Origin of the sequence: Microbispora hainanensis, from assembly GCF_006874475.1 — a bacterium.
GTDB classification, from domain to species: domain Bacteria; phylum Actinomycetota; class Actinomycetes; order Streptosporangiales; family Streptosporangiaceae; genus Microbispora; species Microbispora hainanensis.
In genome coordinates this window covers 19,781-43,686 of sequence record NZ_VIRM01000008.1, presented here as the reverse complement: position 1 = coordinate 43,686, position 23,906 = coordinate 19,781, and the positions used below count along the sequence as shown (strand labels likewise).

At 72.8% G+C, this 23,906-nt stretch carries 20 protein-coding genes; 13 read left to right on the top strand and 7 right to left on the bottom strand.

The window, feature by feature from the left end:
- Positions 1-831: 831 nt before the first annotated feature.
- Together FLX08_RS08925 and FLX08_RS08920 are read right to left on the bottom strand one after the other, a co-directional pair.
- A complete protein-coding gene (locus FLX08_RS08925) occupies positions 832-3,750 on the bottom strand; it encodes a helix-turn-helix transcriptional regulator (RefSeq protein ID WP_142617755.1) in 2,919 nt (972 codons plus the stop codon).
- A 91-nt stretch (positions 3,751-3,841) separates the two neighbouring features.
- Positions 3,842-4,684, bottom strand: a complete 843-nt coding sequence (locus tag FLX08_RS08920; RefSeq protein ID WP_142617754.1) for a LysR family transcriptional regulator — start codon at positions 4,682-4,684, stop codon at positions 3,842-3,844.
- A 75-nt stretch (positions 4,685-4,759) separates the two neighbouring features.
- On the opposite strand from FLX08_RS08920, the gene FLX08_RS08915 reads away from it, so the two are divergent.
- Positions 4,760-5,470, top strand: a complete 711-nt coding sequence (locus tag FLX08_RS08915; RefSeq protein WP_244312502.1) for a CTP synthase C-terminal region-related (seleno)protein — start codon at positions 4,760-4,762, stop codon at positions 5,468-5,470.
- Here the strand turns inward: FLX08_RS08915 and FLX08_RS08910 are convergent.
- Positions 5,439-6,452 carry an LLM class F420-dependent oxidoreductase gene (locus FLX08_RS08910; protein ID WP_142617752.1) on the bottom strand — a complete coding sequence of 338 codons (1,014 nt, stop codon included), beginning with the start codon at positions 6,450-6,452 and terminating at the stop codon, positions 5,439-5,441. The genes FLX08_RS08915 and FLX08_RS08910 overlap by 32 nt on opposite strands.
- A 20-nt stretch (positions 6,453-6,472) precedes the next feature.
- On the bottom strand, positions 6,473-7,195 hold the full coding sequence (locus FLX08_RS08905; protein WP_142617751.1) for a FadR/GntR family transcriptional regulator: 723 nt from the start codon (positions 7,193-7,195) through the stop codon (positions 6,473-6,475).
- 91 nt (positions 7,196-7,286) lie between these two features.
- Here FLX08_RS08905 and FLX08_RS08900 point away from each other — a divergent pair, with 91 nt between their 5' ends.
- The 3 genes from FLX08_RS08900 to FLX08_RS08890 are packed head-to-tail and all read left to right on the top strand — an operon-like array spanning position 7,287 to position 10,044.
- Positions 7,287-8,024 (top strand): (Fe-S)-binding protein, encoded by a 738-nt coding sequence (locus FLX08_RS08900; protein WP_142617750.1) that lies wholly within the window; start codon positions 7,287-7,289, stop codon positions 8,022-8,024.
- On the top strand, positions 8,021-9,436 hold the full coding sequence (locus tag FLX08_RS08895; RefSeq protein ID WP_142617749.1) for a lactate utilization protein B: 1,416 nt from the start codon (positions 8,021-8,023) through the stop codon (positions 9,434-9,436). Before FLX08_RS08900 ends, FLX08_RS08895 begins: the two co-directional genes overlap by 4 nt.
- A complete protein-coding gene (locus FLX08_RS08890; RefSeq protein WP_142617748.1) occupies positions 9,433-10,044 on the top strand; it encodes a LutC/YkgG family protein in 612 nt (203 codons plus the stop codon). Before FLX08_RS08895 ends, FLX08_RS08890 begins: the two co-directional genes overlap by 4 nt.
- A gap of 31 nt (positions 10,045-10,075) precedes the next feature.
- Here the strand turns inward: FLX08_RS08890 and FLX08_RS08885 are convergent, their stop codons facing one another.
- Together FLX08_RS08885 and FLX08_RS08880 are read right to left on the bottom strand one after the other, a co-directional pair.
- Positions 10,076-11,149 (bottom strand): baeRF2 domain-containing protein, encoded by a 1,074-nt coding sequence (locus FLX08_RS08885; protein WP_142617747.1) that lies wholly within the window; start codon positions 11,147-11,149, stop codon positions 10,076-10,078.
- Between the two features lie 9 nt (positions 11,150-11,158).
- Entirely contained in the window at positions 11,159-11,578 is a 420-nt protein-coding gene (locus FLX08_RS08880; RefSeq protein ID WP_142617746.1) for a DUF2795 domain-containing protein, read from the bottom strand.
- Between the two features lie 102 nt (positions 11,579-11,680).
- Between FLX08_RS08880 and FLX08_RS08875 the strand changes: the two genes are divergently transcribed.
- From FLX08_RS08875 to FLX08_RS08845, 7 genes are all read left to right on the top strand, one after another.
- On the top strand, positions 11,681-12,802 hold the full coding sequence (locus tag FLX08_RS08875; protein WP_142617745.1) for a GNAT family N-acetyltransferase: 1,122 nt from the start codon (positions 11,681-11,683) through the stop codon (positions 12,800-12,802).
- Between the two features lie 216 nt (positions 12,803-13,018).
- Positions 13,019-14,182 carry a sirohydrochlorin chelatase gene (locus FLX08_RS08870; RefSeq protein ID WP_244312501.1) on the top strand — a complete coding sequence of 388 codons (1,164 nt, stop codon included), beginning with the start codon at positions 13,019-13,021 and terminating at the stop codon, positions 14,180-14,182.
- Positions 14,183-14,246: 64 nt separating this feature from the next.
- Positions 14,247-15,335 carry a nicotinate-nucleotide--dimethylbenzimidazole phosphoribosyltransferase gene (gene cobT / locus FLX08_RS08865; RefSeq protein WP_142617744.1) on the top strand — a complete coding sequence of 363 codons (1,089 nt, stop codon included), beginning with the start codon at positions 14,247-14,249 and terminating at the stop codon, positions 15,333-15,335.
- A gap of 126 nt (positions 15,336-15,461) precedes the next feature.
- The gene (gene cobA / locus FLX08_RS08860) at positions 15,462-16,694 is read left to right on the top strand and encodes a uroporphyrinogen-III C-methyltransferase (RefSeq protein ID WP_142617743.1); all 1,233 of its coding nucleotides are present in this window, start codon (positions 15,462-15,464) and stop codon (positions 16,692-16,694) included.
- A gap of 56 nt (positions 16,695-16,750) precedes the next feature.
- Positions 16,751-18,811, top strand: a complete 2,061-nt coding sequence (locus tag FLX08_RS08855; RefSeq protein WP_244312500.1) for a dynamin family protein — start codon at positions 16,751-16,753, stop codon at positions 18,809-18,811.
- 58 nt (positions 18,812-18,869) lie between these two features.
- On the top strand, positions 18,870-20,501 hold the full coding sequence (locus FLX08_RS08850; RefSeq protein WP_142617742.1) for a GTPase: 1,632 nt from the start codon (positions 18,870-18,872) through the stop codon (positions 20,499-20,501).
- Between the two features lie 240 nt (positions 20,502-20,741).
- Complete coding sequence (locus FLX08_RS08845) at positions 20,742-21,548, top strand: single-stranded DNA-binding protein (protein WP_142617741.1); 807 nt, start codon at positions 20,742-20,744, stop codon at positions 21,546-21,548.
- A gap of 10 nt (positions 21,549-21,558) precedes the next feature.
- Here FLX08_RS08845 and FLX08_RS40480 read toward each other — a convergent pair whose 3' ends face one another.
- Complete coding sequence (locus FLX08_RS40480) at positions 21,559-21,738, bottom strand: hypothetical protein (RefSeq protein WP_167530329.1); 180 nt, start codon at positions 21,736-21,738, stop codon at positions 21,559-21,561.
- Between the two features lie 167 nt (positions 21,739-21,905).
- On the opposite strand from FLX08_RS40480, the gene FLX08_RS08835 reads away from it, so the two are divergent.
- Positions 21,906-22,958, top strand: a complete 1,053-nt coding sequence (locus FLX08_RS08835; RefSeq protein ID WP_142617739.1) for a maleylacetate reductase — start codon at positions 21,906-21,908, stop codon at positions 22,956-22,958.
- Positions 22,955-23,893, top strand: a complete 939-nt coding sequence (locus FLX08_RS08830) for a dioxygenase family protein (protein ID WP_142617738.1) — start codon at positions 22,955-22,957, stop codon at positions 23,891-23,893. Before FLX08_RS08835 ends, FLX08_RS08830 begins: the two co-directional genes overlap by 4 nt.
- The last annotated feature ends 13 nt before the right edge of the window (positions 23,894-23,906 follow it).

Here is a 23,906-nt window from a genome sequence, read left to right as displayed (position 1 = left end):
ACCGGGCGCAGCCGTTCCGCTCGTTTCCGCGCGGCCTCCCGCCGGCCTGCCGGACGGACGTTCGGCCTGGTCGAGGGTGCTGCCGAGGCGGACCTGCGGCCGGACGGCGGGCCGGGCCCCGCGCCCGCCGCTCGTGTGCCGAAGCGTGATCTCGTGGACGGCCGAGGCGCACAGGAGGGCCGCGACGGCGATCGCGGCGGCCTGGGCCGTGCCGAGGCCGGTCAGCCCGTCCCGCGCCGGGCCGGCGAACACCAGGCCGAGCGCGGCCAGCCAGCTCATCCACCAGCAGGCGAGGACGACCAGCCACCGCGTCCGGTCCCCGCCGCCGTACGGCTCGCCCCGCGCGGGACCGCCGCTCCGCATGAGGCCGCCGTTTCGCCGGGGGCGCCCCGCCGGGCCCTCGCGCCAGGCCAGGTCGGCGAGGAACGGCGGGACCACGAGGTTGACGCCGGGCACGAGGCACGCCGCCGCGAGCGCGACGGGAGGCGTGCCCGGCCGCACCAGCCGCAGCCAGCCCAGATAGGCGGCGGCGCACGCCACGGTCGCGCCGATCACCAGCAGGACCAGCACGGCGAAGGCCGTGGCCGCGCCGCTGACGCTCCGGGCGGCGGGAGAGGCGGGATCGCCGCCGAAGGCCGCGATCTGCGCGGCCAGCCGCCTGCCCCTGGTCTCCTCGAACACGGCGAGCGCGGCCACAGACACGACCTGGGCGGCGAGGGCCGCGTACACGCCGGCGGCCGCCCGGTTCAGCGCTGACGATCTGGACCGCATCTGTTCTCCCCCCGCGCCGGGTGTGTGACCTGCCTCACTCTTATCCCGTCCGCGATCGCGCTAATCCGGTCCGGGACCACCCGGCGAGGAAGGATGGTTCACGGCGTCGAGAGGACCCGCTCGACCACTCTCGATGAGCTGAGGGCACTTTTCGGCGACGATGCGGGCCAGCTCGGTGCGGGACGCGATGTGGAGCTTGCCGAACATCCGGCGAAGGTGGGTGGACACCGTGTGCGGCGACAGGAACATCCGCTGGGCGATCTGGCGATTGGTCATCCCCCTGGCGATCAGGCCGGCGACGGCGCGTTCCGTGTCGCTGAGGCTGTCCCAGCCGAAGGCCGGCCGCTGGGGCTGGTTCCAGTGGCGGCGCCGCACCCCAAGCGCCCGCAGCCGGGCCCGCACACGGGCCACGTCCCCGAGCGCGCCGATGCGCTCGTAGCCGTCGAGCGCCTGGTCCAGGGCGTCGACGGCCTTCGCGGTGGCGTCGGTGCCCGAAGTGGCGGCCAGCAGGACGCCGAGGTCTTCGGCGGTCAAGGCGCGTGCCCACGGTTCGGGCTGATCGACGGCGGCGGCCAGCGCATCGGGGTCCTGGTGGAAAAGCCCGCGGGCGTGGGCGAACGTGGTGGTGAAGATCGGAAAGTCCGGGTTGTTCCGGGCCAGGTATTCGGCCGTGTCAAGGACGGCCCGCGCGTACGGGCGGTTCGCCGCGGCCAGCGCCGCCCGGATCATCCAGGCGGCCATAAGAGGCGTCGTGAGGAGTGCCCAGCGCCGTGTCTCCTCGTCGGTGTAGATGGCGTCGAGTATGTCGACCGCGCGCCCGGGATCACCTTGGGCATCGGCCACCGCCGCCATCACCCACTTCTCCCACACCGATCCGAACAACATCTCGGGCGCGGCCTGGATGGACTGGAAGCGTTCGATGTGCCGGACCGCGGCGTCGATGTCGCCCTGCCGCAGGGCGATGACCGCGAGGATGGACAGCCCGACGCGGATGAACCCGTGGGTGCCGAGTTCTTCGGCGGTCATGCTCCCGGCCTGGGCCTCGGCGGCGGCGTCGTCGAGCCGGCCGGCGCCGAGATGCAGAACGGAGCGGAACAGCGCGGGTTGTGCGGCGAGCACGGTCAGCCCGAGGTCGTTGATCTCCTCCTCGGCGGCCCGGATGGCGATCTCGGCCGCGTCGAACTCGCGCATGGCCCTGTGGTAGAGGCTCAGTATCAGGCGCGTATACGGGCGCTGGATGGCTTCGGCGGCGCCACGGTCGGTGATGCGCAGGGCTTCGCAAAGGTGCGCGTACGAGTCGGCGATCCGCCCGTCGACCATGGCGAACCGAGCGAGCAGCAGGAGAGCTCCGACGACCGCGGCATCGGTGTGCCGCTCGCGGTCGGCGAGAACGGCTTCCGCCCGGTGCCGTCCTTTGCGGAAGTCGTTCAGACAGGTGAGCCCCCAGAACATCGTCCATTCGGCGATGCCGCGAAGGTCGTCGGGCAGGTCTTTCTGGGCGAGCAGGTTTTCGGTCTCGGACACCGCATCCGCCGGCCGGCCGCTCCACAGCAGGATGTGCGCCAGCGCGCACCGCAGGCGAGGGGCGTGGAGAGGCGGGGCCCTGCCGAGCGCGGAACGGGCGAGTTCCGCCGCCTCGGACAGCCGTCCGATGACCGTCAGGGCGTCGACCGCCGTGGCGGCGCGACCGAACCAGTCGGGGTCGGCGGCGTCGCTGAGTTCCAGCGCCCGCATGGCGAGGTCGACGGCGGTCTGCGGCGAGGACCGCAGCACCTCCCGCGCCGCCCGGTCGAGCCCCAGTAGCGCGGACGTGTCTCCACGAGTGGCACTGTGAATGAGGTGCGCGGCGGCGGGAACGGCCGATCCGCTGCGCTTGAGCAGCATCTTTCCCGCATCGTGGTGCAGGGCCCGGCGTACGGAGTCGGGGATGGTCCCTATAACCGCCTGCCACAGCAAGTCGTGCCGGAAGGAGAGTTCGTCTCCGGCGGGTTCGATGACGCCCGCCAGCATGGCTTCCTCCAGCATCGGCAACAGGCCATTGGTCGTCTCATCCAGCATTTCGGCCAGATCCTTCACCGAGAACGCACGGCCGAGGATTCCGGCGCACTGCAGCAGATATCTGGTCCGTGCGGACAACCCTTCCAGGCGTTCCTGCATGATCGTCCGACTCTGCGGCGGGGATGCCGCCATGCTCGCGTGGCCATTGGCGATCTGGAAGACGCCCTCGCTTCTGGACTTCTCCAGGAGATCGACGAGCAGGAAGGGGTTGCCGTCCACGATGCCGGCCAGGGCCAGCACGTCCGGGTCGGGCTTCGCCCCGAGGACGTCGGTGACGACGTCCTCCACGGCTTCCTGATCCAGCGGCTCCAGCGTGATCCGGGTCGCGCCGTCACGTTCCAGGACGTCGAACAGGCAGTTGAGACGGGGGCAGTCGCCGCTGCCGATCGTGCGGACCAGCATCCAGACGAGCGGATAGGAGGCGAGTTCTCTGGTCATCGACCGCAAGGCCAGCAGGGTTATCGGATCGGCCCAGTGCAGGTCGTCCAACGCGAGAAGCGTCGGTTCCTCGGCAACCCGCTTCTCCAGCCGTCTCTCCAGTTGTTCCACCAGCAGCAGTCGTTGATCGGCGTGACTGCAGACGTTCATCTCGGCAACCGCGGGAAGCACACGGCTCGGCTCCCCGAGCGCCGACGTGAGCGGGGCGAGGGGGATCAGCTGGGTGAGTTCGTCCGCCGTGCCCTGAGCGACTCCCAGCCCCGCCTCCGCCGCCGCGGCAGTGGTGATGCCGAGCAGGCGGCTCTTCCCGACGCCCGACCGGCCCTCGACCAGCAAGACCGCGCCCCGGCCTGCCTTGGCCGCCTCCAGCGCTCCGACGACGAGGCCCCATTCCCGGGCGCGACCCCGCCAACCCGGCCACGACGCTCGACAGAAATCGGACCAATCATCAGTTTGCTGCTCGGCATCGGCCAAATACCCCATAAATCCATCAATCACCCAGGCGGTCGGCCATGTCAAGCCAGGACGTTCCGGCCCCGGCTGACATCCGTCCCGGCCGGCGAGGCCCGGGGGCTCAGGAAGTGAGTGCGCGGACGACCTCGGCGGCGGGGCCGGGCGGAAGGGCCGCGTGCACCAGCTCGACCCGGTGGACGATCCTCGGCGCGACCAGCGGAGCTCGGATCCCGCACGGAGCGGCGGACGCGGGCAGCACGGTCAGGCCGTGCCCGGCCGCGGCCAGGCGTGCCGCGACGGCCGGGTCGTGGCCCTCATAACGGATGCCGGGCCGCAGCCCGTCGAGCCGGGCCACCGCGCGCAGGCGGTCGAGCGGCATCACCTCGGGGGCGTCCACCCACAGGGCGTCGGCCAGGTCGTCCAGCCGCAGGCCGGCCCCGCCCGCCAGCGGATGTCCCTCCGGCAGCACGACCACCAGCTCCTCCTCCCGTACGCCGACGGTGGTGAGCGGCCCCGCGTCGGGGAGGTGCAGCGGGTCGGAGGGCGAGGCCGGGCCGTCGGCCAGCGCGAGGTCGGCCTCGCCCGAGGCCACCAGCGCCACGGACGCCGCCGCCCCGGCGATGCGCAGCGTCGTCACCCCGGCCAGCGCCGCCGCCGTGTCCGCCGTGAGCGCGAGGGGACCGGCGGCGACGGTGAGGGTCCGCGGCCGCGCGGACAGCCGCGCCACGTCCGCCCGCGCGGCCCGCAGCCGCAGCAGCAGTGGACCCGCGTGCTCCAGCAGGCGCTCGCCCGCCCGGGTCGGCCGTACGGGGCGGCGGGTCAGCAGCGGCACCCCGAGGTCGGCCTCCAGTGCGGCGATCTGCTGGGACACCGCGGGCTGGGTGTAGCCGAGCAGGTCGGCCGCGGCAGAGAACGACCCCTCGGCGACCACGGTCACGAACGTGCGCAGCAGATGAGGATCCACGACATCAGCATCGCTTATGCCGACCCCAGAAATCATCATTTGTCATTAAGTTCGCACCTCGCCAGCATGGACGTCATGAGACCCCGCATCGCGCTGGTGGGCGACCGGTCACCCGCCGTCCGTGCCCACACCCGCATCCCGCTCATCCTCGACGCGCTGCGCGAGCGTGAGGGGCTGGACCTCGACGCCTACTGGATCAGGACCGACGAGGTCGCCGATCCGAGCGGGTTCGACGGCGTCTGGATCCTGCCCGGCAGCCCCTACCGCAGCGAGCAGGGCGCGATCACGGCCGCGCGGACCGCCAGGGAGCACGCGATCCCGCTGCTCGGCACCTGCGCCGGCCTCCAGCACGCGCTGCTGGAATATGCCCGCAACGTGTGCGGGCTGGACGTGAGCCACGGGGAGAACGACCCCGGCGCCCCGAACCCGCTGATGAGGCAGCTCGCCTGCTCACTCGCCGGGCACGAGGCGGCCGTGCGGCTCGTCTCCGGCTCGCTCGCCGAGCGGATCATCGGCGCCGAACGGACCGTGGAGCGCTACTTCTGCTCCTATGGCCCCGATCCCGCCTATCTGGAGACCCTGGAGGCCCACGGCCTGCGCTTCACCGGGCACGACGACGAGGGTGAGATGCGGGTCGCCGAGCTGCCCGGCCACCCCTTCTATCTGGTCACGCTGTTCCAGCCCGAGCTGGCCGAACGGCAGCCGCACCCCCTGGTGCGGGCCTTCGCCGCCGCTGCCGCCGCCCGGGCCGCGCTCACCCGAGGACCAGATCCCGTACGGCTCTGAGCGTGGGCTCGTCGCGGGGGCCCATGACGAGCAGCGTGGTGACCGGGCTGCGGCGCCACAGCTCCAGCCGCTCCCTGATGCGGCCGAGCGGTCCGAGGAGGGCGATGCCGTCGGCCAGCTCGTCGGGGACGGCGGCGAACGCCTCGTCGCGGCGGCCGGCCAGATAGAGCTCCTGGATGCGGCGGGCCTCCTCGGCGTAGCCCATACGCCCGATGATGTCGGCGTGGAAGTTGCGGGTCTCGGCCCCCATGCCGCCGATATAGAGCGTCAGCATCATCTTCACGGCGTCGAGCGCGGCCCGCAGGTCGCCGGTGACGACCACCATGACCATGGCGGCGACGTCGAACCCCGGTTTCGCGCCGGACAGGGCGTCGCCGTACATCGCCTCGATCTTCTCGGGGAAGGCGAACAGCGGCAGCCAGCCCTGCCCGATCTCGGCGGCGAGCGCGACGTTCTTCGGGCCCTCGGCGCCCAGATAGACGGGGATGTCCGGCCGCAGCGGGTGGGTGATCGGCTTGAGCGGCTTGCCGAGGCCGCCGGGCAGCGGCAGCGGATAGTGCGGGCCGGGGCTCGTCACCGGCTCCTCCCGCCGCCACACCTTCCGCATGATCTCGACGTACTCGCGGGTGCGGGCGAGCGGCGCGGCGAACGGCTGCCCATACCAGCCCTCCACGACCTGCGGGCCCGAGGCGCCGACGCCGAGCACCAGCCGGCCACCCGTCAGGTGGTCGAGCGTCATGGCGGTCATCGCGGTCGTCACCGGGGGCCGGGCGGACAACTGGGCGACGCTGGTGCCGAGCTTGATGCGGCTGGTGCGCGCGCCATACCAGGCCAGCGGGGTGAACGCGTCGCTGCCGTACGCCTCGGCGGTCCACACCGACTCGTAGCCCAGCCACTCGGCGGTCAGCACCACCTCGGTCGCGTCGTCGGCGTTCCGCTGCCAATACCCGAGGTTCAGCCCGAGTCTCAGATCATCGGCCACACGCGTGATTAGAACACGTTCTATGAATCCCGGCCAGACTCCGGATAGGCGCGGGCAAGGTGCTCGGCGACCGCCGCCGTGGCGGCCCCGGCGTCGCCGTCCTCGATCGCCTGGTGGATGCGCCGGTGGTCGTCCTGCAGACCGCCGGTGTCGCCGAGCCGTACGACCGCGTCCACGGCATAGCGGCGCACGGCGTCGCGCAGCGCCCGCATGACCGCCACGATCAGCCGGTTGCCCGCCGCCTCCGCCAGGGCGAGGTGGAACGCGATGTCGTGCTCGACGAACCCGGCGGGGTCGCGGGCGGCGTCCATGGCCGCGATCGCCTCCGCCATCCGCCCGGTCGCCGCCCGCACGGAAGCCGCCCGCACAGAAGCCGCGTGGGCCGCGGCCCACTGCTCGATCATCAGCCGGGTGTCGATCACCTCGCGCATCGAGAGCGTGGCGAGGCCGAGATGCAGCCGGAGCAGGTCGGTGAGCGCGTCTCCCGGGCGGGAGGTGAGCACCGCACCGGCGTCCGGGCCCCGGCCGGCCTGCGACGCGACCACCCCGAGGGTCTCCAGCACGCGCAGCGCCTCCCTGACCGACGACCGGCCCACGCCGAGCTGCTCGGCGAGCTGCCGTTCGCCCGGCAGGCGGTCGCCCACGGTCAGGCCGTCGGCCGCGATCCGCTCCTCGATGCGGGCGAGCACCTCCTCGAAGGCGCGCGGGCGGGCGTCCGTACGCCGGCGTTCTCCGGGGGTCACCACGGCTCCTCCGATGCCTGGTGTCGCCGCATGCGCACCAGGATGTATGGTCTGACCATATTTGGTCTGACCATACACGCCGGGAGGACATGTGCGGGTAGCGCTGTTCGTCACCTGCGTCAACGACACGCTCTTCCCGGACACCGGGCGTGCGGTCGTGCGCCTGCTGCGCCGCCTCGGCGTCGAGGCCGACTTCCCCCGCGCCCAGACCTGCTGCGGGCAGATGCACGCCAACACGGGCTATCGGGACGAGGCCGTACGGCTGGCCCGGCGCAGCGTGGCGGCGCTGCGCGGCTACGACGCGGTCGTCGTCCCCTCGGGCTCGTGCGCCGCCATGATCCGCGAGCAGTACCCCGGGCTGGCCGGGTCGTCCGGACCCTTCGCCGACGCGGTGGCGCAGGTCGTGCCGAAGACCTACGAGCTGACCGAGTTCCTGGTCGACGTGCTGGGGGTGACCGACGTGGGGGCCTACTTCCCCCACCGGGTCACCTACCACCCGACGTGCCACTCCCTGCGCGGCATCCACCTGGGCGACCGCCCGCTGACGCTGCTGCGCCAGGTCAAGGGGCTCGAACTGGTGCCGCTGCCGGGCGCGGAGGAGTGCTGCGGCTTCGGCGGCACCTTCGCGCTGAAGAACGCCGACGTGTCGGCGGCGATGTGCGCCGACAAGGTGCGCGCCGTCCTCGACACCGGCGCCGAGGTGCTGTGCGCGGCCGACAACTCCTGCCTCATGCACATCGGCGGCATGCTCGGCCGCCAGAGGTCCGGTGTGCGGGTGACGCACCTGGCCGAGATCCTCTGCTCGACCGAGACGGCGGGGGTGCGATGAGCGTCACCTTTCTCGGCATGCCGGCGGAGCGGCCCTTCCCCCGCAACGCCGCGAGAGCCGTACGGGACTCGCAGTTGCGGTTCAACCTGCGCAAGGCGACCCGGACGATCAGGGCACGACGGGCGAGTGTCGTCGCGGAGGCCCCCGACTGGGCCGAGCTGCGCGAGGCCGGCCGGGCGATCAAGGAGCACACGCTCCGCAACCTGGACAGATACCTGGTGCGGCTGGAGGAGGCCGTCACGGCGGCGGGGGGCCACGTGCACTGGGCCGCCGACGGGGACGAGGCCAACCGGATCGTCGCCGGCCTGGTGAAGGCCACGGGCGAGACCGAGGTCGTCAAGGTCAAGTCGATGGCCACCCAGGAGATCGGCCTCAACGAGGCGCTGCATGAGCAGGGCATCACGGCGTACGAGACCGACCTGGCCGAGCTCATCGTGCAACTGGGCGACGACCGGCCCTCGCACATCCTCGTCCCGGCGATCCACCGCAACCGCGCGGAGATCCGGGAGATCTTCGCCGAGCACATGGCCGGGTGGGGCAGGCCCGCGCCCGGCGACCTGACCGACGAGCCCGCCGCGCTGGCCGAGGCGGCCCGGCTCCACCTGCGCGAACGCTTCCTGAAGACCAAGGTGGCGATCTCCGGGGCCAACTTCGCGATCGCCGAGACCGGCACCCTGGTCGTGCTGGAGTCCGAGGGCAACGGCCGCATGTGCCTCACGCTGCCGCGCACCCTGATCAGCGTGGTCGGCATAGAGAAGGTGCTGCCGGCCTGGCGCGACCTGGAGGTCTTCCTGCAACTGCTGCCCCGCAGCTCGACCGGGGAGCGGATGAACCCCTACACCTCCATGTGGACCGGCGCGGCCGAGGGCCAGGAATTCCACCTCGTGCTGCTCGACAACGGCCGCACCGGCGTCCTCGCCGACGAGGTCGGGCGGCAGGCGCTGCGCTGCATCCGCTGCTCGGCCTGCCTCAACGTCTGCCCGGTGTACGAACGGACGGGCGGCCACGCGTACGGGTCGGTCTATCCCGGGCCGATCGGGGCGATCCTGACGCCGCAGCTTCGCGGCATGGGCTCCGAGCTCGACCGCTCGCTGCCGTACGCCTCCTCGCTGTGCGGCGCCTGCTACGAGGTCTGCCCGGTGGCGATCGACATCCCGTCCGTGCTGGTGGACCTCCGGGCGCGGGCCCCGCACCCCTGGCCGGAGCGCGCCGGGATGGCCGCGGCCGGATGGGTGTTCGAGCGGTCGGGACGGCTCGCGCGCCTGCAGCGGGCCGGGGGACGGCTGCGCCGGCTGATGCCCCGCAGGCTCCCCGGGCCGCTCGGCGGCTGGACCGACACCAGGGATCTCCCCGAGGTGCCGAAGGAGTCGTTCCGCGACTGGTGGGACCGCACGGACGGAGGACGCCGATGAGCTCCCGCGACCTGATCCTCGGCCGGGTCCGCCGCGCCCTGGCGGGCGTGCCCGACGTCGAGATCACCCGCGCCTACCGCGGGCCGTCGGACAAGCCCGGCGACATCCGCCTGTTCGAGGAGCGGGTCCGCGACTACCGCGCCGTGGTCCACCTCGTGGACGAGCCGGGCGTGGCGGAGCGCGTCGCGCGGTCTCTCGCCGAGCGCGGGGCGCGGCGGGTCGTCGTGCCCGCCGGGTTCCCCGCGCCGTGGCTCGCCGCCGCGGACGTGGAGGCGGTCGCCGACGACCCGCCGCTGAGCGCCGCCGAGCTCGACGCCGTGGACGGCGTGATCACCACCTGCGCGGTCGCCATCGCGGAGACCGGCACGATCGTCCTCGACGCCGGGCCGGGCCAGGGCCGGCGGGCGCTCACGCTGGTGCCCGACTATCACCTGTGCGTGGTGCGGGCCGCCGAGGTCGTCGCGAACGTGCCGGACGCCGTCGCCCGGCTCGTCCCCGCGCGGCCGCTGACCTGGATCAGCGGCCCCTCTGCGACCAGCGACATCGAGCTGAACCGGGTCGAGGGCGTGCACGGCCCCCGCACGCTCGAAGTGCTGATCGTGACCTGAACCCGGCCCAGATGGTCATCACCCCCCGGGGTCAGAAGCGCAGCAGCGCGCCGATCCCGTCGGGCGACTCCAGCCTCGGGACGAACCACAGCTCGGCGTCGGTCGCGGCCACCGCCCGCGCGAGGGCGGCGTCCGCGCGTTCCGGCACGGGCTCCTCGACCCCCCAGGCGGCCAGCTCCGCCGGGTCGGTGGACAACTGCGTGGGCTCGGGGCCGATCCACATCATGGCCGTGGAGGACGGGTCGTCGTGCATCAGCACCGTGGCCACCCGCCGGTCGCGCAGCGCGCGTGCCGTCTCCGCCAGGCCCGCCACGGAGTTGCCCGCCGCGTACGCGTCCAGCAGCTCCTCGCAGCGCCGCTCGATCCAGGCCCGGCAGGCCTCTTCGACCTCCCGCCGGAAGTTGTCCAGGTCGGCGCCCGGGGCCCGGCTGCCGTGCTCGGCCACCACAAGCCGCCGTACGACGTCCTTGGGGAGGTAGTCGGTCACGAGCGCGCGGGCCTTGGGATCGCCGGCCAGCACCACGACCTCCGCGCCGATCCGGTGCGCCTCCTTCTCCACCACCTCGGCGAGGGCCGCGGTGTTGCGGCGCCAGCCCTCCTCCACCTCCCGGTCGAAGTTGGCCTGCGACCAGCCGCCCTGGCCGGTCTTCTGGAGCGGCCGGGTCGGGTCGGTCACCTGCACCGTCAGCTCGCGCCGCCGCCCGTCCGCCACGACCACCACGTCGCCCCCGGCCCGGTCGGCCAGCACCTCGATGTGCGGCACCTGCTCGCCGCGCTGCGCGAGCAGCGGCACCACGTGGGGCAGCGGCGACCACCGTGCGGTCTGCCGGCGCGGACGGTGCCGGAGCGCCTCGGTGAGCACGACCTCGCCCTCCACGGCGAAGATCGCGCGCCCGGGCGCGGCCCACGCGGGATCGGACATCAGCTCGTCCATGGGGTCGAGCGCGGAGGCGGGCGCCCCTTCCTCGGCGAGCCGCTCCCTGAGCTGTGCCCACCGGCGCTGAACGACGTTGGCCGTGCCCTCCGACGACCGGTCGGTGTCGATGTATACCGAGGCGTACGGGCCGCTCCGCTCGTACAGCCCGCGGATGAAGTCCAGTCTCACGCGCCCTCCCTACCAGCGCTGTCGTTCCACTCCGAGTCCGAGGGCCTCCGCGACCTCCGCGATGTTGTGGAACGTCATTTCGGGCAGCCGTCGTACGGCGTCGATCACGGCGTCGGGAGCGTTCTTCCGCTGGGCGTGGGCGAGCAGCTTGGCCGGGTCGGCGGGGAAGCCGGCGTCGCTGAGCCAGATGGCGAGGTGACTGCGGCGTTCCACGTCGGCGGGGGTGATGCCGAGCGGCGTCCCGGGCTCGTGGCCGGGCGGGTGCCGGCGGGGCGGCGACAGGTCTTCCTCGGGCTCCTGCGTCGGCTCGGGTTCGCGCCACTCCTCGACCCGGGTGGGTCCGGCGCCCTGCACGAGGCCTTGCGTCTCGTGCTTCTGCTCCTCGTCGAGCCTGGGGCCGTGCTTGTCGCTGCCGCGCTGGATACTCATGACCTCACCTCCCGATTAGGGTCACTGACGTGCCTCGTACCCGGACCGCCTGCCCCAAACATCGGGAGTGGTGCGGGCCGTGTCCCACATAACCCCTGACAGGTGGAAAATCCTCTTCTGGGATGGAGCGACGTATTGTTCGACGAGCGGCTGACGATCAACACGGAACGGCTGATCCTGCGGCCGTTCGGTCCCGGGGACGCGGGCCAGGTACGGGCCGTCATTGAGGACGGCGCGCACACCACCGCGCTGCCCCCGGGGGCGCCCGGGCACGCGTCCGGCATCGCGCAGTGGCTGTCGTACGGCGTGCACGAGCTGTGGCGCTCGGGCCAGGGCATCCACCTCGCGATGCACGCGCGGCACGGCGTGGTCGGGTCGATCACGGTCTTCAAGACCCAGTGGGGCACGGGCACCGCCGAGGTGGGATACGGCGTGCATCCGGGCTACCGCCGCCGGGGATACGCGACCGAGGCGCTCCGCGGTCTCGTCGGCCGTCTGCTCGGGGAGGGCCCGCTGCGGCGGATCGAACTGCGGGCGAACGCCGACAACCTCGCGTCGATCAGGGTCGCGGAGAAGGCCGGCTTCATCCGTGAGGGACTGCTCCGCGGCGCGGGATTCGAAGACGACGGCCCGCATGACCTGGTGGTCTTCGGCCGGCTGCGCGGCGACGGGCGGTCGGTCCCGCGCCGCAGGATCGAGAGCGAGCGGCTGGTCCTGCGGCCGTTCGCCCAGCAGGACGCCTTCGACGTGGTCGACGCGGTCAAGGGCGACCCAGAGATCGCCCGGTGGATGCCGTGGGCCGAGGGCTACACGCTGGAGCGGGCGCTCGAGTGGTGCACCCGGCTCGCGCACGCGAACGGCCCCGGCTATGGTGGCAACTTCGCGATACAGCCGAAGGACGGGGAACGGCTCGCCGGAGCCATCGGCGTGCAACGTGAGGACCACGAACGCGGGGACGCCGAGCTCGGCTACTGGATCGCGCCGTGGGCCCGCCGCAAGGGGTACGCGGTGGAGGCAACGCGACTGGCGACGGCCTACCTGTTCGACCTCGGATTCCACCGGGTCCACCTGCTGGTCGCGACGGGCAACCGTGCCAGCCAGGGGGTCGCGAGGAAGGCCGGGTTCATCGAGGAGGGCATCATGCGCCGGGCGCTGCCGGTCCCGGGGGGCTGGGCCGACGCCGTGCTGTTCGGCATGCTCAACGGGGAAATTTCATGGCAATAGGTAAAGAATCCCCCTAGTCCCTGTGCCCATCGGTCAAGTGGCCACCATGATTGGGGGCCGGAAGGCTATCCTCGCCAGCCGTGAGCCTCCCGCCGGCCGGTGAGCGCGCGTCCAGATGCGGGAGACACCGGCCCGGCATGCACACGGGTGGCGCCGGCCCGGGCGGGCGGGGGATTGTGAACGACACGCAGGTCAACTGCAGGGGAGATCAGCTAGATGAAACCGCCGCTGCTGCTCATCGGCCACGGCACCCACGATGAGACCGGCGTCGCCGAGTTCGGCAGGTTCGTTCACCGTCTCCGCTGCCGCCTTGACGGGCTTCCCGCCGAGGTGAGCGGCGGCTTCATCACGAACGCCCGCCCCCCGCTCGGCGACTCCATCGCCTCTCTCGTGGCCCGGGGACACCACCATCTGATCGCGGTGCCGCTCAGCCTGACCGGCGACCGGCGTGCGCTCGGGGACATCCCGGGCACCATGGCACTGGAACAGGAGCGGCACCCCACGCTCGAATACGACCTCGGCCGCCCCCTCGGGCCCGACCCGCGCGTGCTCAAGCTCCTTGCGGAGCGGCTCGCCGACGCCCGCGCGGAGATGCCGCGGTTCGTGACCGACGAGCCGCCCGCCGAGATCGCGCCGGGCGAGACCGCGGTCGTCCTGGTGGGGCACGGCTCCACCGACCCCGCCGTCAACGCCGAGGTCCACCGCGTCTCGCGGCTGTTCTGGGAGACCCACGCCGCCGACCTGCTGACCGTGGAGACCGCGTACGTCTCGCACACCCGCCCCGGCGTGCCGGGCGGCCTGGAGCGCTGCCGCAGGCTCGGCGCCAAGCGCGTGATCGTCCTGCCGTACGTCCTGTTCGCCGGCGGAGTCCTCGAACGCATCTGGGCGCAGGCGCTGGCGTACGGCGCCAACCACGAGGGCCTCGACATCCGCTGCGCCGAGGTGATCGGCGACTGCGAGGGCCTCGCAGACGTGGTGATCGACAGGTATGAGGAGGCGCTCGCCGGAGGCGGCCAGTCCTCGGCGCCGGCCGCGCGCCGCCCGTCCCCCGGGCTGCCGGTGACCCGGCCGTTCCCCTCGCGGCGTACGCCGGAGGCGGGCCCGGGCGCCGCGAAGGACGCCGGCCTCGTGACCGCCATCGCCCCGCGGCTGAGCACGGCCGGGGAGACCGGCGGCGCGCCGCCGAACCACGAGCCGCTCGACGTGGACGCCTTCGAGATGGAGGGGTTCGACGCCGAGAGGCCGGAGCCGGAAACGGAAGGCGCGATCGGGCCCGATAGCATGATCGGCGTGGCCGGCCGCGGCGAGGCGGGGGAGGAGCCCCGTGGCGACGCCCCGGACGGGCCGCTCCCCCGGCCCGGAATCGCCAGCGTGGTGTGACCGGGCTGCTGTAGCCGACGCGGTACGGCCGGCGCCGTGTGGCCGCCGCGCAGAAGGAGAGAGCATGACGTCCCCCCTCGGCGAGACGATCGGCGCGATCCGCCCGGTCGAGCCCGGCCCCATGACGGAGGCCAGGGCCCACCAGGACAGGCTGACCAAGCCGAGCGGCTCGCTCGGGGTGCTCGAAGACGTCGCGGTGCGGCTGGCCGGCATCGCCGGGACGTGCCCGCCGCCGCTCCCGGCCCCGGCCGCCCTGGCGATCTTCGCCGCCGACCACGGCGTGCACGCGCAGGGGGTGAGCCCCTGGCCGCAGGAGGTCACCGCGCAGATGGTGGCCAACTTCACGGCGGGAGGCGCGGTCGCCAACGCCTTCGCCGCCCAGGTGGGCGCGTCGGTGACCGTGGTCGACGTGGGCGTCGCGGCCGACCTGCCGCCCGCGCCCCGGCTGCTCGCCCGCAAGGTCGCGTACGGCACGGCCGACCTGTCGCAGGGGCCCGCCATGACGGAGGAGCAGGCCACGGCTGCCCTGACGGCCGGGATCGAGGTCGCCCGCGACCTGGTGGAGGCGGGCGCGCGTTGCCTGGTCACCGGAGACATGGGCATCGCGAACACCACCGCGTCGGCCGCCCTGATCTGCGCCTTCACCGGAAGGCCCGCCGCCGAGGTCACCGGCCGTGGGACCGGCGTCGACGACGCCACCTACGAGCACAAGATCGAGATCGTACGGCGCGGCCTGCGGGCCAACGGGATCGCCGAGGCGGAAGCCGCGCCCGAGGGGCCCGGCGAGGCGCTGCGCGTGCTCGCGGCCGTCGGCGGCCTGGAGCACGCGGCCATCGCCGGTTTCGTGCTCGGCGCCGCCGCGGCCCGGGTGCCCGTCATCCTCGACGGAGTGATCGCCGGGGCCGCGGCCCTGGCCGCGGGCGCGCTCGCGCCCGACGCCCTCGGCTACTGCCTGGCCGGGCACCGCTCGGCCGAGCCCGGCCACGCGGTGGCGCTGGCCCATCTGGGCCTCGACCCGCTCGTCGACCTGCGGCTGCGGCTGGGGGAGGGCACCGGCGGGCTGCTCGCCCACCCTCTGGTCAGCGCGGCGGCGCGGGTCATGCACGAGGTCGCCACCTTCGACTCCGCGGGCGTGGCCGACAAGGGAGAGTGAGACGGCGCGGCCCGCGGGCGACCGCCCTGTGGACTCACAAGTCTCATCCTGTGAATGTCGCCCGAGCCCAGCGGGTAGGTTTGCCTCCTAACAATGCACACTTGACGCTCTAGGGAGACAGGGGTCATGGCGCCCTACCTGCTCGGCCTCCGCCTTGACGGGCGGCGGGTGCTCGTGGTCGGCGGGGGACGTGTCGCTCAGCGACGGGTTCCCGCACTGCTCGACGCCGGAGCCTCCGTCACCCTCGTCTCGCCCAGTGTCACCCCGGCGCTGGACGACCTCATCGCCACGGGCCGGGTGACCTGGGAGCGGCGGCCCTACCAGGTCGGCGACTGCGACGGCGCCTGGCTGGTGCACGCCTGCACCGACCACCGCGACGTCAACACCGCCGTTGCCGCAGAGGCCGAGGCGAAGCGCATCTGGTGTGTGCGCGCCGACGACAAGGACGCCTCCGCGGCCTGGACCCCCGCCAGCGGGCGGGTGGACGAGGTCGGCGTGGCGGTCACCGCGGGCGGCGACCCCCGCCGCGCGGCCGGTATCCGCGACGCGATCGTGGGCGCGCTGCGCGACGGCACCGTGGACGCCAGGCGGCACCGCACCAAGCCCGTCGGCGTCGCGCTGGTGGGCGGCGGTCCCGGCGACCCCGGCCTGATCACCGTGCGCGGACGCCAGCTCCTGGCCCAGGCCGACGTGGTCGTGGCCGACCGCCTCGCACCGCGCGCGCTCCTGGACGAGCTGTCGCCCGACGTCGAGCTGATCGACGCGGCGAAGGTGCCGTACGGCCGGTCGCTGTCCCAGGAGAAGATCAACGAGCTGCTCGTCGAGCACGCCCGCGCGGGCAGGTTCGTCGTACGGCTGAAGGGCGGCGACCCCTTCGTCTTCGGCCGCGGCGGCGAGGAGATGATCGCCTGCGCCCGTGCGGGCATCCCGGTGACCGTGGTGCCCGGGATCACCAGCGCGGTCGCGGTCCCCGGGGCCGCCGGGGTCCCGGTCACCCATCGCGGGGTGAGCCAGGAGTTCCACGTCATCTCCGTGCACGTCCCGCCCGGCGACCCCAGGTCCACCGTCGACTGGCCCGGATTGGCGACATCGACGGGAACCCTGATACTTCTCATGGCCGTCGAACGGATCAAGGAGATCGCCGAAACACTGGTCCGAGACGGACGTTCACCGGAAACTCCCGTGATGGTGGTACAGGACGGTACTCTTCCGACGCAGCGAGCCGTTGCCGCGACGCTGTCGACGGTGGCGGAACGGGTGACCGCGGCCGGAGTGCGGCCTCCGGCGATCGTGATCGTCGGCGAGGTCGTCAAGGTCGGCCAGGAGATCGAAATGGTGCGAGCGGAGCGGATCCCGTGAGATCGGCAGCCAGGAACACGCCCGACCACGGGACCGGTGCGGGTTCCGGTGACGCCGTGACCGAGGAGCGGGACGCCGAGGAGCGGGACGCCGAGGAGCGGGACAGCGGAGAGCGGGACAGCGGGGCGCACCGGGAGTCGCCGGGGGAGCAGACCATCGCGTTCCGCGCCATCCGCGACGACGAGGCGGTGGATCGTCCCGCCGCGCCGGAGACCGCCTCGCCCTCCTCTGGGCTGGGCGGGCGGCCCGGCGGGCATTCCGAGGGCGGGCCGGCGGGGGCCGGGGAGGCAGAGGACGCGCCGCAGCGCCGTGCGGACGACGCGGACGACGCGGAGGACGCCGAGGACGCGGAGGAGACCGAGCACCCCGCCGACGAGCCCGGCGAGCCCGGGGAACGCGACGAGTCCGACGACTCCGACGGCGATCCGATCCTTTCGTTCCCGATGCCGGAGCCGGTCTCGGCGGCGCTGACCGAGGCGCTCAACCAGCTCCGTACGGCCGTGAAGGGACTGCACTTCGGTCTCGACGTGCCGGGCTCCGAGGAGGCGCGCAAGGCGCAGGCGGCGGTCCTGGCCCAGCTCGACGACTACGTCATCCCACGGGTCCACATGAGCACCGCGCCCGCGCTGATCGCCGTGGCCGGTTCGACGGGGGCGGGCAAGTCCACCATCGTCAACTCGCTCGCCGGAGGGAAGGTCTCGGCCACCGGAGTGCGCCGCCCCACGACGGCGACGCCCGTGATCGTCTGCCACCCCGGCGACCACGAGTGGTACGCGCAGGGCGACCTTCTGAGCGGCCTGCGAAGGCTCGGCGAACCCACGCGGGACGCCCCGGCCGGCAGCGTGGTGCTGACGTCGAGCCCGTCCCTGCCCCGGGGAATCGCCCTGCTCGACACGCCCGACATCGACTCGGTCGTGGAGGAGCACCACGAGATCGCGCACCGCATGCTGGACGCCGCCGACCTGTGGGTGTTCGTCACCACGGCGTCCCGGTACGCCGACGCGCCGTCCTGGGGCCTGCTGCGCCGGGCCAAGGAACGCGGGGCGCGGCTGGTCATCGTGCTGTCCCGGGTGCCGCCGAGGTCCCGCGATGTCGTCGTCAAGCACTTCGGCCGGATGCTGAGCGAGTACGGCCTCGGCGAGGTCGAGTGCTTCGTCATCAACGAGACGTCCGTACACGACGGGCGGCTGCCCGAGATCGAGATCGCGGATCTGCGCATCTGGTTGTCCGGGCTGTCGGCCGACGACGAGCGGCGCGACGCGGCGGTCAAGACGACGCTGAACGGCGTGCTGAACAGCTTCCGCACCCGGCTGCCCGCGCTCGCCCGGCACCTCGAAACCCAGGTCGCCCTGCGCGCCGATCTGCGCTCCGACGTCGACGCGGCCTACATGGGCGCGCTGACCCGGATCGACGAGGCGACCAGGGACGGCTCGCTGCTGCGCGGGGAGGTGCTCGCGCGGTGGCAGGACTTCGCCGGCACCGGCGACCTCATGCGCACCCTTCACCTGCGCCGCGGCGGCGCCAAGAGCCACCAGCAGGGCCCGGAGCGGGTGCGCGGGCTGAAGACCGCCCTGAGGTCGGGCCTCGAAGCGCTGGTCAACTCGGCCGTCCAGCAGGCCGCGGAGGAGGTCGTGGCGCGCTGGCGGCAGCGGGCGGGCGCGGGCGACCGCCTGGCCGCGACGCCGGGGCTCGGCCGCCCGTCGGAGGAGATCGCCCGCAGGACCACCAGGACCGTCACCGCCTGGCAGGACCACGTCACCGAACTGATCCGCACCGAGGGCGTGACCAAGCGGTCGGTGGCCAAGCTGATCTCCTTCGACGTGGAGTCGCTCTCGCTGATCTTCATGATCGGCCTGCTCGGCTACGGCGCCACGGACGCCCCGGCGGGCGCGGGCGCCGGCGCGCTGCCCCAGCGGCTGCTGCGCGGCCTGCTCGGTGCCGAGTCGCTGCGCAACATCAGCGCCAAGGCCCGCAGCGATCTGCGCGCCCGCGTCGGCCTGCTCTTCGACGAGGAGACCCTCCGATACGTCGACGCGCTCGACAGCGCCGGAATCCCGGACGAGGCCGCGGCGACGCGGCTCTACCAGGCAACGTACAACCTCGAGGTCGCACGATGACGGAGCCGATCCGGCAGATCAGGCGCGGGTACGTCTCCGGCACCACGGTGAGGAATCCATGACGGCTCTCAGCACCGCCGAAACCCAGCACGGGCTCGGCCCCAGGCTCGCCGCCCTGGCCAAGATCGTCGAGCTGGGACAGGGCCGGCTCGACCCGGCGCTGGTCACCGAGGCCGCCCAGCTCCTGCTGCGCGCCGGCGACCGGCTCAAGCTGTCGTCCGACCACACGGTCGTGGCGCTCGCCGGTGGCACCGGCAGCGGCAAGTCTTCCCTGTTCAACGCCGTCTCGGGGCTGGAGCTCTCGCCCATCGGCGTACGCAGGCCGACCACCGCGCGCACCCACGCCTGCGTGTGGGGCATCGACGGCGCGGGCCCGCTGCTCGACTGGCTGCAGATCCAGTGGCGGCACCGGTTCGCCCGCGCCAGCGCCCTCGACAAGGGCGAGAGCCAGTTGCACGGCCTCATCCTGCTCGACCTGCCCGACCACGACTCGATCCGCGCGCTCACCGACCACGAGGCCCACCGGCTGATCCAGGTGGCCGATCTCATCGTGTGGGTGCTCGACCCGCAGAAGTACGCCGACGCCTCGGTACACCGGCGCTACGTGACCGAGCTGAACAGGCACGACGCGGTGACGGTCTTCGTGCTCAACCAGTCCGACCGGCTCACCCCGGAGGAGCAGGCGGAGTGCGTGGCCGACCTGGAGGACCTTCTCCGCCGTGAGGGCGTCACCCATCCCCGGGTGGTCGCGACGTCCGCCACCACCGGCAAGGGCGTCGACAGCCTGAAGGCCGTCCTCGCCGAGTCCGTGGCCGCGCGGCGCGCGGCCTACCAGCGCCTGGAGGCCGACCTCGACCGGCTGGTGCAGCGCCTGGTCAAGGACGTGCCGGAGCTGCTGCGGGTGGAGCCCACGGTGGACGGCGCGCGGCGCGCCGGGCTGGTCGAGGCGCTGTGCGACGCGATCGGCGTCTCCGCTCTCGGCGAGGCCCTCGAGAACGTGTACGCCGTCCGGTCGGACCAATGGGTCGGCTGGCCGTACGCGCGATGGGTGGCCCGGATGCGGCCCGACCCGCTCAAGAGCCTGCGCCTGGGGGCCGTGAAGGACGACATCCGCGGCCTTGTCGCGAGCTCGGTCACCGCTCAGCCCGCCGAGGTGGACAACGCGGTGCAGGCGCTCGCCGACGGGCTGACGGGCGGCATGCCGGAGGTGTGGCGCGACGGCGTGCGCGAGGCGGCCCGCTCGCGGGTGGACGAGCTTCCCGAGGCGCTGTCGGGCGAGCTGTCGGAGGTGGCTCCGCCGCTCGACCGTGTGCCCGTCTGGTGGTGGCTGCTGAAGATCTGGCAGTACCTCCTGGTGCTCATGTTCGTCGCGAGCCTCGCCTGGGCGGGCGCGATCATCGCGTACGGCGTCTTCAAGGTGGGCCGTCCGCCGTCCGAGGTGCTCGGCGACGTGGCCGTGCTGCCCTGGGTGGGGCTGATGATGCTCAGCGTCCTCGGGCTCGGCCTGTTCTCGGCCATGGCGAGCAGAAACTTCGTGGTGCTCGCCGCCGGAAAGGAACGCGACCGGCTGGAGCACGACATGAGACGCCGCGTGGGCGTCCTGGCGCAGGAAATGGTCGTCCAGCCGCTCGAACGCGAACTGCAGCGCTACAACGAGTTCTTCGGCGCGATGGCCGCCACCCGCCGCTGAACCCCCGCCGCTGAATCCTGCCGCTGAACCCCGTCTCTTAACCCCGTCGCTGAACCCTGCCGCTTAACCCTGCCGCCGGGCACCGGATGTCCCGCCGCCCGTCCTCTGGCCGGCGGCCCGGAGAGTTGTCCACAGGGGTGGCTTCGTCCACAGAACGCGGTTCTGACCCGCGAGGTGGTGCGATGCGGGGCCAGTGTGTCCCCCGAGCCCGGCGAGTGACCGGGCCGGGGAGGCACTTCGATGAACGACATCTACGTCACGCTGAGCGGGAACGTCACCGACGACCCCCGGCAGTATCAGTTCCGCGACGGCTCGCGGGTCACCTCGATGCGGATGGCCGTCAACAGGCGCGTCCTCGACCAGCAGACCAACACCTGGCAGACCAGGGACACCACCTACTACACCGTGCGCTGCTACCGAGGGCTGGCGGACAACGTGCAGCAGTCGATCCGCAGGGGACACCCGGTCGTGGTGTACGGCAAGCTGCGGATCAAGCAGTTCGAGCGCGACGGCGAGCAGCGGTTCTGGGCGGAGATCGAGGCGAGCTCGGTGGGCCATGACCTGAAGTGGGGCATCGCCACGTTCGAGAAGCCGATCCGGTCCTACGCGGCGGGCGCGCCCAGCGACGACGAGCGCCACTCGATGGAAGACGCGACGCGGGAATGGGAGCTGGCCAGTCGCAGCGGCCCCAGCGCCCCGAGCGGGCCCAGCGGGTTCAGCGGGTCCAGTGCGGCGTCCGTCGCCGACGGAGACGACGACGAGGCGTTCGACGCCCTCGTCGGCGCGCGAGGCGCACACGACGCGGCGTTCCAGACCGGCGGCACCGGAGAGATCGGCACAGGGGAGATCAGCACGGGGGAGATCAGCGGAGAGGACGGCGCGACGGGAAGCGCGACGGACGGGGCGGCGGACGAGATGGCCGGCAGGGTGGCCGGCGATGTGACTGGCGATGTGACTGGCGATGTGGCGGGCGAGGTGACGGAGCCGGAGCGCGGCCTGCGAGACAGCGGCGAGGCCGCCTGGCTGCCGCCCGCACTGGCGGCCTAGCAGAGCCTTGTCAGGTGCTCAGATGGGTGGTGCCGAGCAGCCCGGCAAGCGGCCGGCCCAGGTAGCGGGAAGCATCCGGCATGCGGTGAGCGTTGGGCGCACTGGTCAGAGCCTTGCGATCAACGATCGCGGCGGTGGCGGCCAGGACCGGGACGCCAGACGGTGGCGGTGGGGCGTGGTCACTTGTCACGATCTGTACTATGACCGGGCCAAACTTCGCGAGGCAGAGGAGTCCGGCGTGCTGCTGGTCCGCCCCCACACGCACATCGCCCGGCGCCCGACGAGCTTGCCCGGCGTCCCTTCCGGCGTCCCTTCCGGCGTTCTGGGCGCTTCGGCGCTGAAGCCGCGGGGGCGGGCATGAGGTTCGTCCACGCGACGCTGCCGCAGCGTGTCGTCTTCGCCTCCGGCGGCTCGCCGGAGGCGGTCGCCGAGGAAGTCTCCCTCCTCGGCGCCCAGCGGGTCATGCTGATCGCCTCCGGCCGCGCGGCCGCTGTCGCCGACCCGATCGCGGCACGGCTGCCGGTCGTGCAGCGGCATGAGGAGGTCGTCATGCACGTCCCGGTCGAAGTGGCCGGGCGGGCGCGGACGGCCGCCGCGGCGGCCGAGGCCGACGTCGTGGTCACCGTGGGCGGCGGGTCCGCCACCGGGCTGGGCAAGGCCGTCGCCATGACGACCGGCCTGCCGGTCGTCGCCGTCCCGACCACCTACGCGGGCTCCGAGGCGACCAACGTCTGGGGCCTGACCAAGGGCGGGACCAAGACCACCGGCGTCGACGACAAGGTGCTGCCGCGCTCGATCGTCTACGACGCCGAGCTGCTCACCTCACTGCCCGCCGACATGAGCGTGGCATCGGGGCTCAACGCGCTGGCCCACTGCGTCGACTCGATGTGGGGACCGCGGGCGGACCCGATCGACCGGGCACTGGCGGGCGAGGGCATCCGCGCCCTGGCCGCAGGGCTGCCCGTCGTCGCGGCGGACGGCGGTGCGATCAAGGGCATCGAGCAGACGCTGTACGGCGCCCACCTCGCCGCGGTCGCGTTCGCGTCGGCAGGCTCGGGGCTGCACCACAAGATCTGCCACGTGCTCGGCGGCATGTTCGACCTGCCCCACGCGCAGACCCACGCCGTCGTGCTGCCGCACGTGCTGGCCTTCAACGCTCCGAGCGCGCCCGAGGCCGAGCGGCGCATCGCGGCGGCCTTCGGCGCCGCCACCGCCGTCGAGGGGCTCGCGGCGCTGCGGGCGGAGGTCGGCGTGCCACGTGCCCTGAAGGACTACGGGATGCCCGAGGAAGGCATCACCAAGGCGGTCGCGCCGATCATGGCGGCCCTGCCGGCCGGCAATCCGACCCCGGTGACCGAAGAGAACCTCACCGCGCTGTTGCGTGCCGCGTGGGAAGGAGAGCGTCGATGAGCAGCCAGGGAAACCCGGGATCGGCCCAGGCGGGCACTCAGGGACCCGTCCGCCGAGAGATCGATCCCGCGCAGGAGGCCGTCGAGGCCAAGCTGGTCGAGAACGTCGTCGCCTCCTTCGCCGACTGCTCGGACCCTCGGCTGAGGGAGCTGATGATCGCCCTGGTAAAGCACCTGCACGCCTTCATCCGGGACGTGCGACTGACCGAGCAGGAGTGGCGCGCCGCGATCGGCTTCCTCACGAGGGCCGGTCACATCACCGACGACGTGCGTCAGGAGTTCATCCTGCTGTCGGACACCCTCGGCGCCTCGATGCAGACCATCAACGTCAACAACGCGGCCTACAAGGACGCCACCGAGGCGACGGTCTTCGGCCCGTTCTTCGTCGAGGACTCGCCACGCGTCGAGCTCGGCGGGGACGTCGCCTTCGGCGCCCCGGGAGAGCCGTGCTGGGTCGAGGGCACGGTGACCGACACGGACGGCAACCCGCTTGAGGGGGCGCGCATCGATGTCTGGGAGGCCGACGAGACCGGCCTCTACGACGTGCAGTACGACGGGGCCAAGCGCTCCGCGCGCGGTCACCTGTTCTCGGCCGAAGGCGGCGGCTACCGGTTCTGGGCGCTGACCCCGACGCCCTACCCGATCCCGGACGACGGCCCGGTCGGGCAGATGCTCGCCGCGGTCGGCCGGTCCCCGCTGCGGGCATCGCACCTGCACTTCATGGTCAGCCATGAGAACGGGCGCACGCTGGTGACGCACATCTTCCCCGAGGGCGACCCGATCGGCTGGAACGACTCCGTCTTCGGGGTCAAGGAATCGCTGATCAAGAAGTTCGAGCGGCAGCCCGCCGGCACTCCGACCCCTGACGGGCGGGTGATCGACGGCACCTGGAGCAAGGTGCGCTTCGACATCGTGCTCGCCCCGCCAGGCGCCTGACGGCGTTCTTCAG

Bases quoted from the DNA above. Each gene is read 5' to 3' on its own strand.
- FLX08_RS08925 (WP_142617755.1), bottom strand. From the start codon at position 3,750: ATGGGGTATTTGGCCGATGCCGAGCAGCAAACTGATGATTGGTCCGAT.
- FLX08_RS08915 (WP_244312502.1), top strand. From the start codon at position 4,760: ATGAGACCCCGCATCGCGCTGGTGGGCGACCGGTCACCCGCCGTCCGT.
- FLX08_RS08895 (WP_142617749.1), top strand. From the start codon at position 8,021: ATGAGCGTCACCTTTCTCGGCATGCCGGCGGAGCGGCCCTTCCCCCGC.
- FLX08_RS08890 (WP_142617748.1), top strand. From the start codon at position 9,433: ATGAGCTCCCGCGACCTGATCCTCGGCCGGGTCCGCCGCGCCCTGGCG.
- FLX08_RS08880 (WP_142617746.1), bottom strand. From the start codon at position 11,578: ATGAGTATCCAGCGCGGCAGCGACAAGCACGGCCCCAGGCTCGACGAG.
- FLX08_RS08870 (WP_244312501.1), top strand. From the start codon at position 13,019: ATGAAACCGCCGCTGCTGCTCATCGGCCACGGCACCCACGATGAGACC.
- cobT (WP_142617744.1), top strand. From the start codon at position 14,247: ATGACGTCCCCCCTCGGCGAGACGATCGGCGCGATCCGCCCGGTCGAG.
- cobA (WP_142617743.1), top strand. From the start codon at position 15,462: ATGGCGCCCTACCTGCTCGGCCTCCGCCTTGACGGGCGGCGGGTGCTC.
- FLX08_RS08850 (WP_142617742.1), top strand. From the start codon at position 18,870: ATGACGGCTCTCAGCACCGCCGAAACCCAGCACGGGCTCGGCCCCAGG.
- FLX08_RS08845 (WP_142617741.1), top strand. From the start codon at position 20,742: ATGAACGACATCTACGTCACGCTGAGCGGGAACGTCACCGACGACCCC.
- FLX08_RS08835 (WP_142617739.1), top strand. From the start codon at position 21,906: ATGAGGTTCGTCCACGCGACGCTGCCGCAGCGTGTCGTCTTCGCCTCC.
- FLX08_RS08830 (WP_142617738.1), top strand. From the start codon at position 22,955: ATGAGCAGCCAGGGAAACCCGGGATCGGCCCAGGCGGGCACTCAGGGA.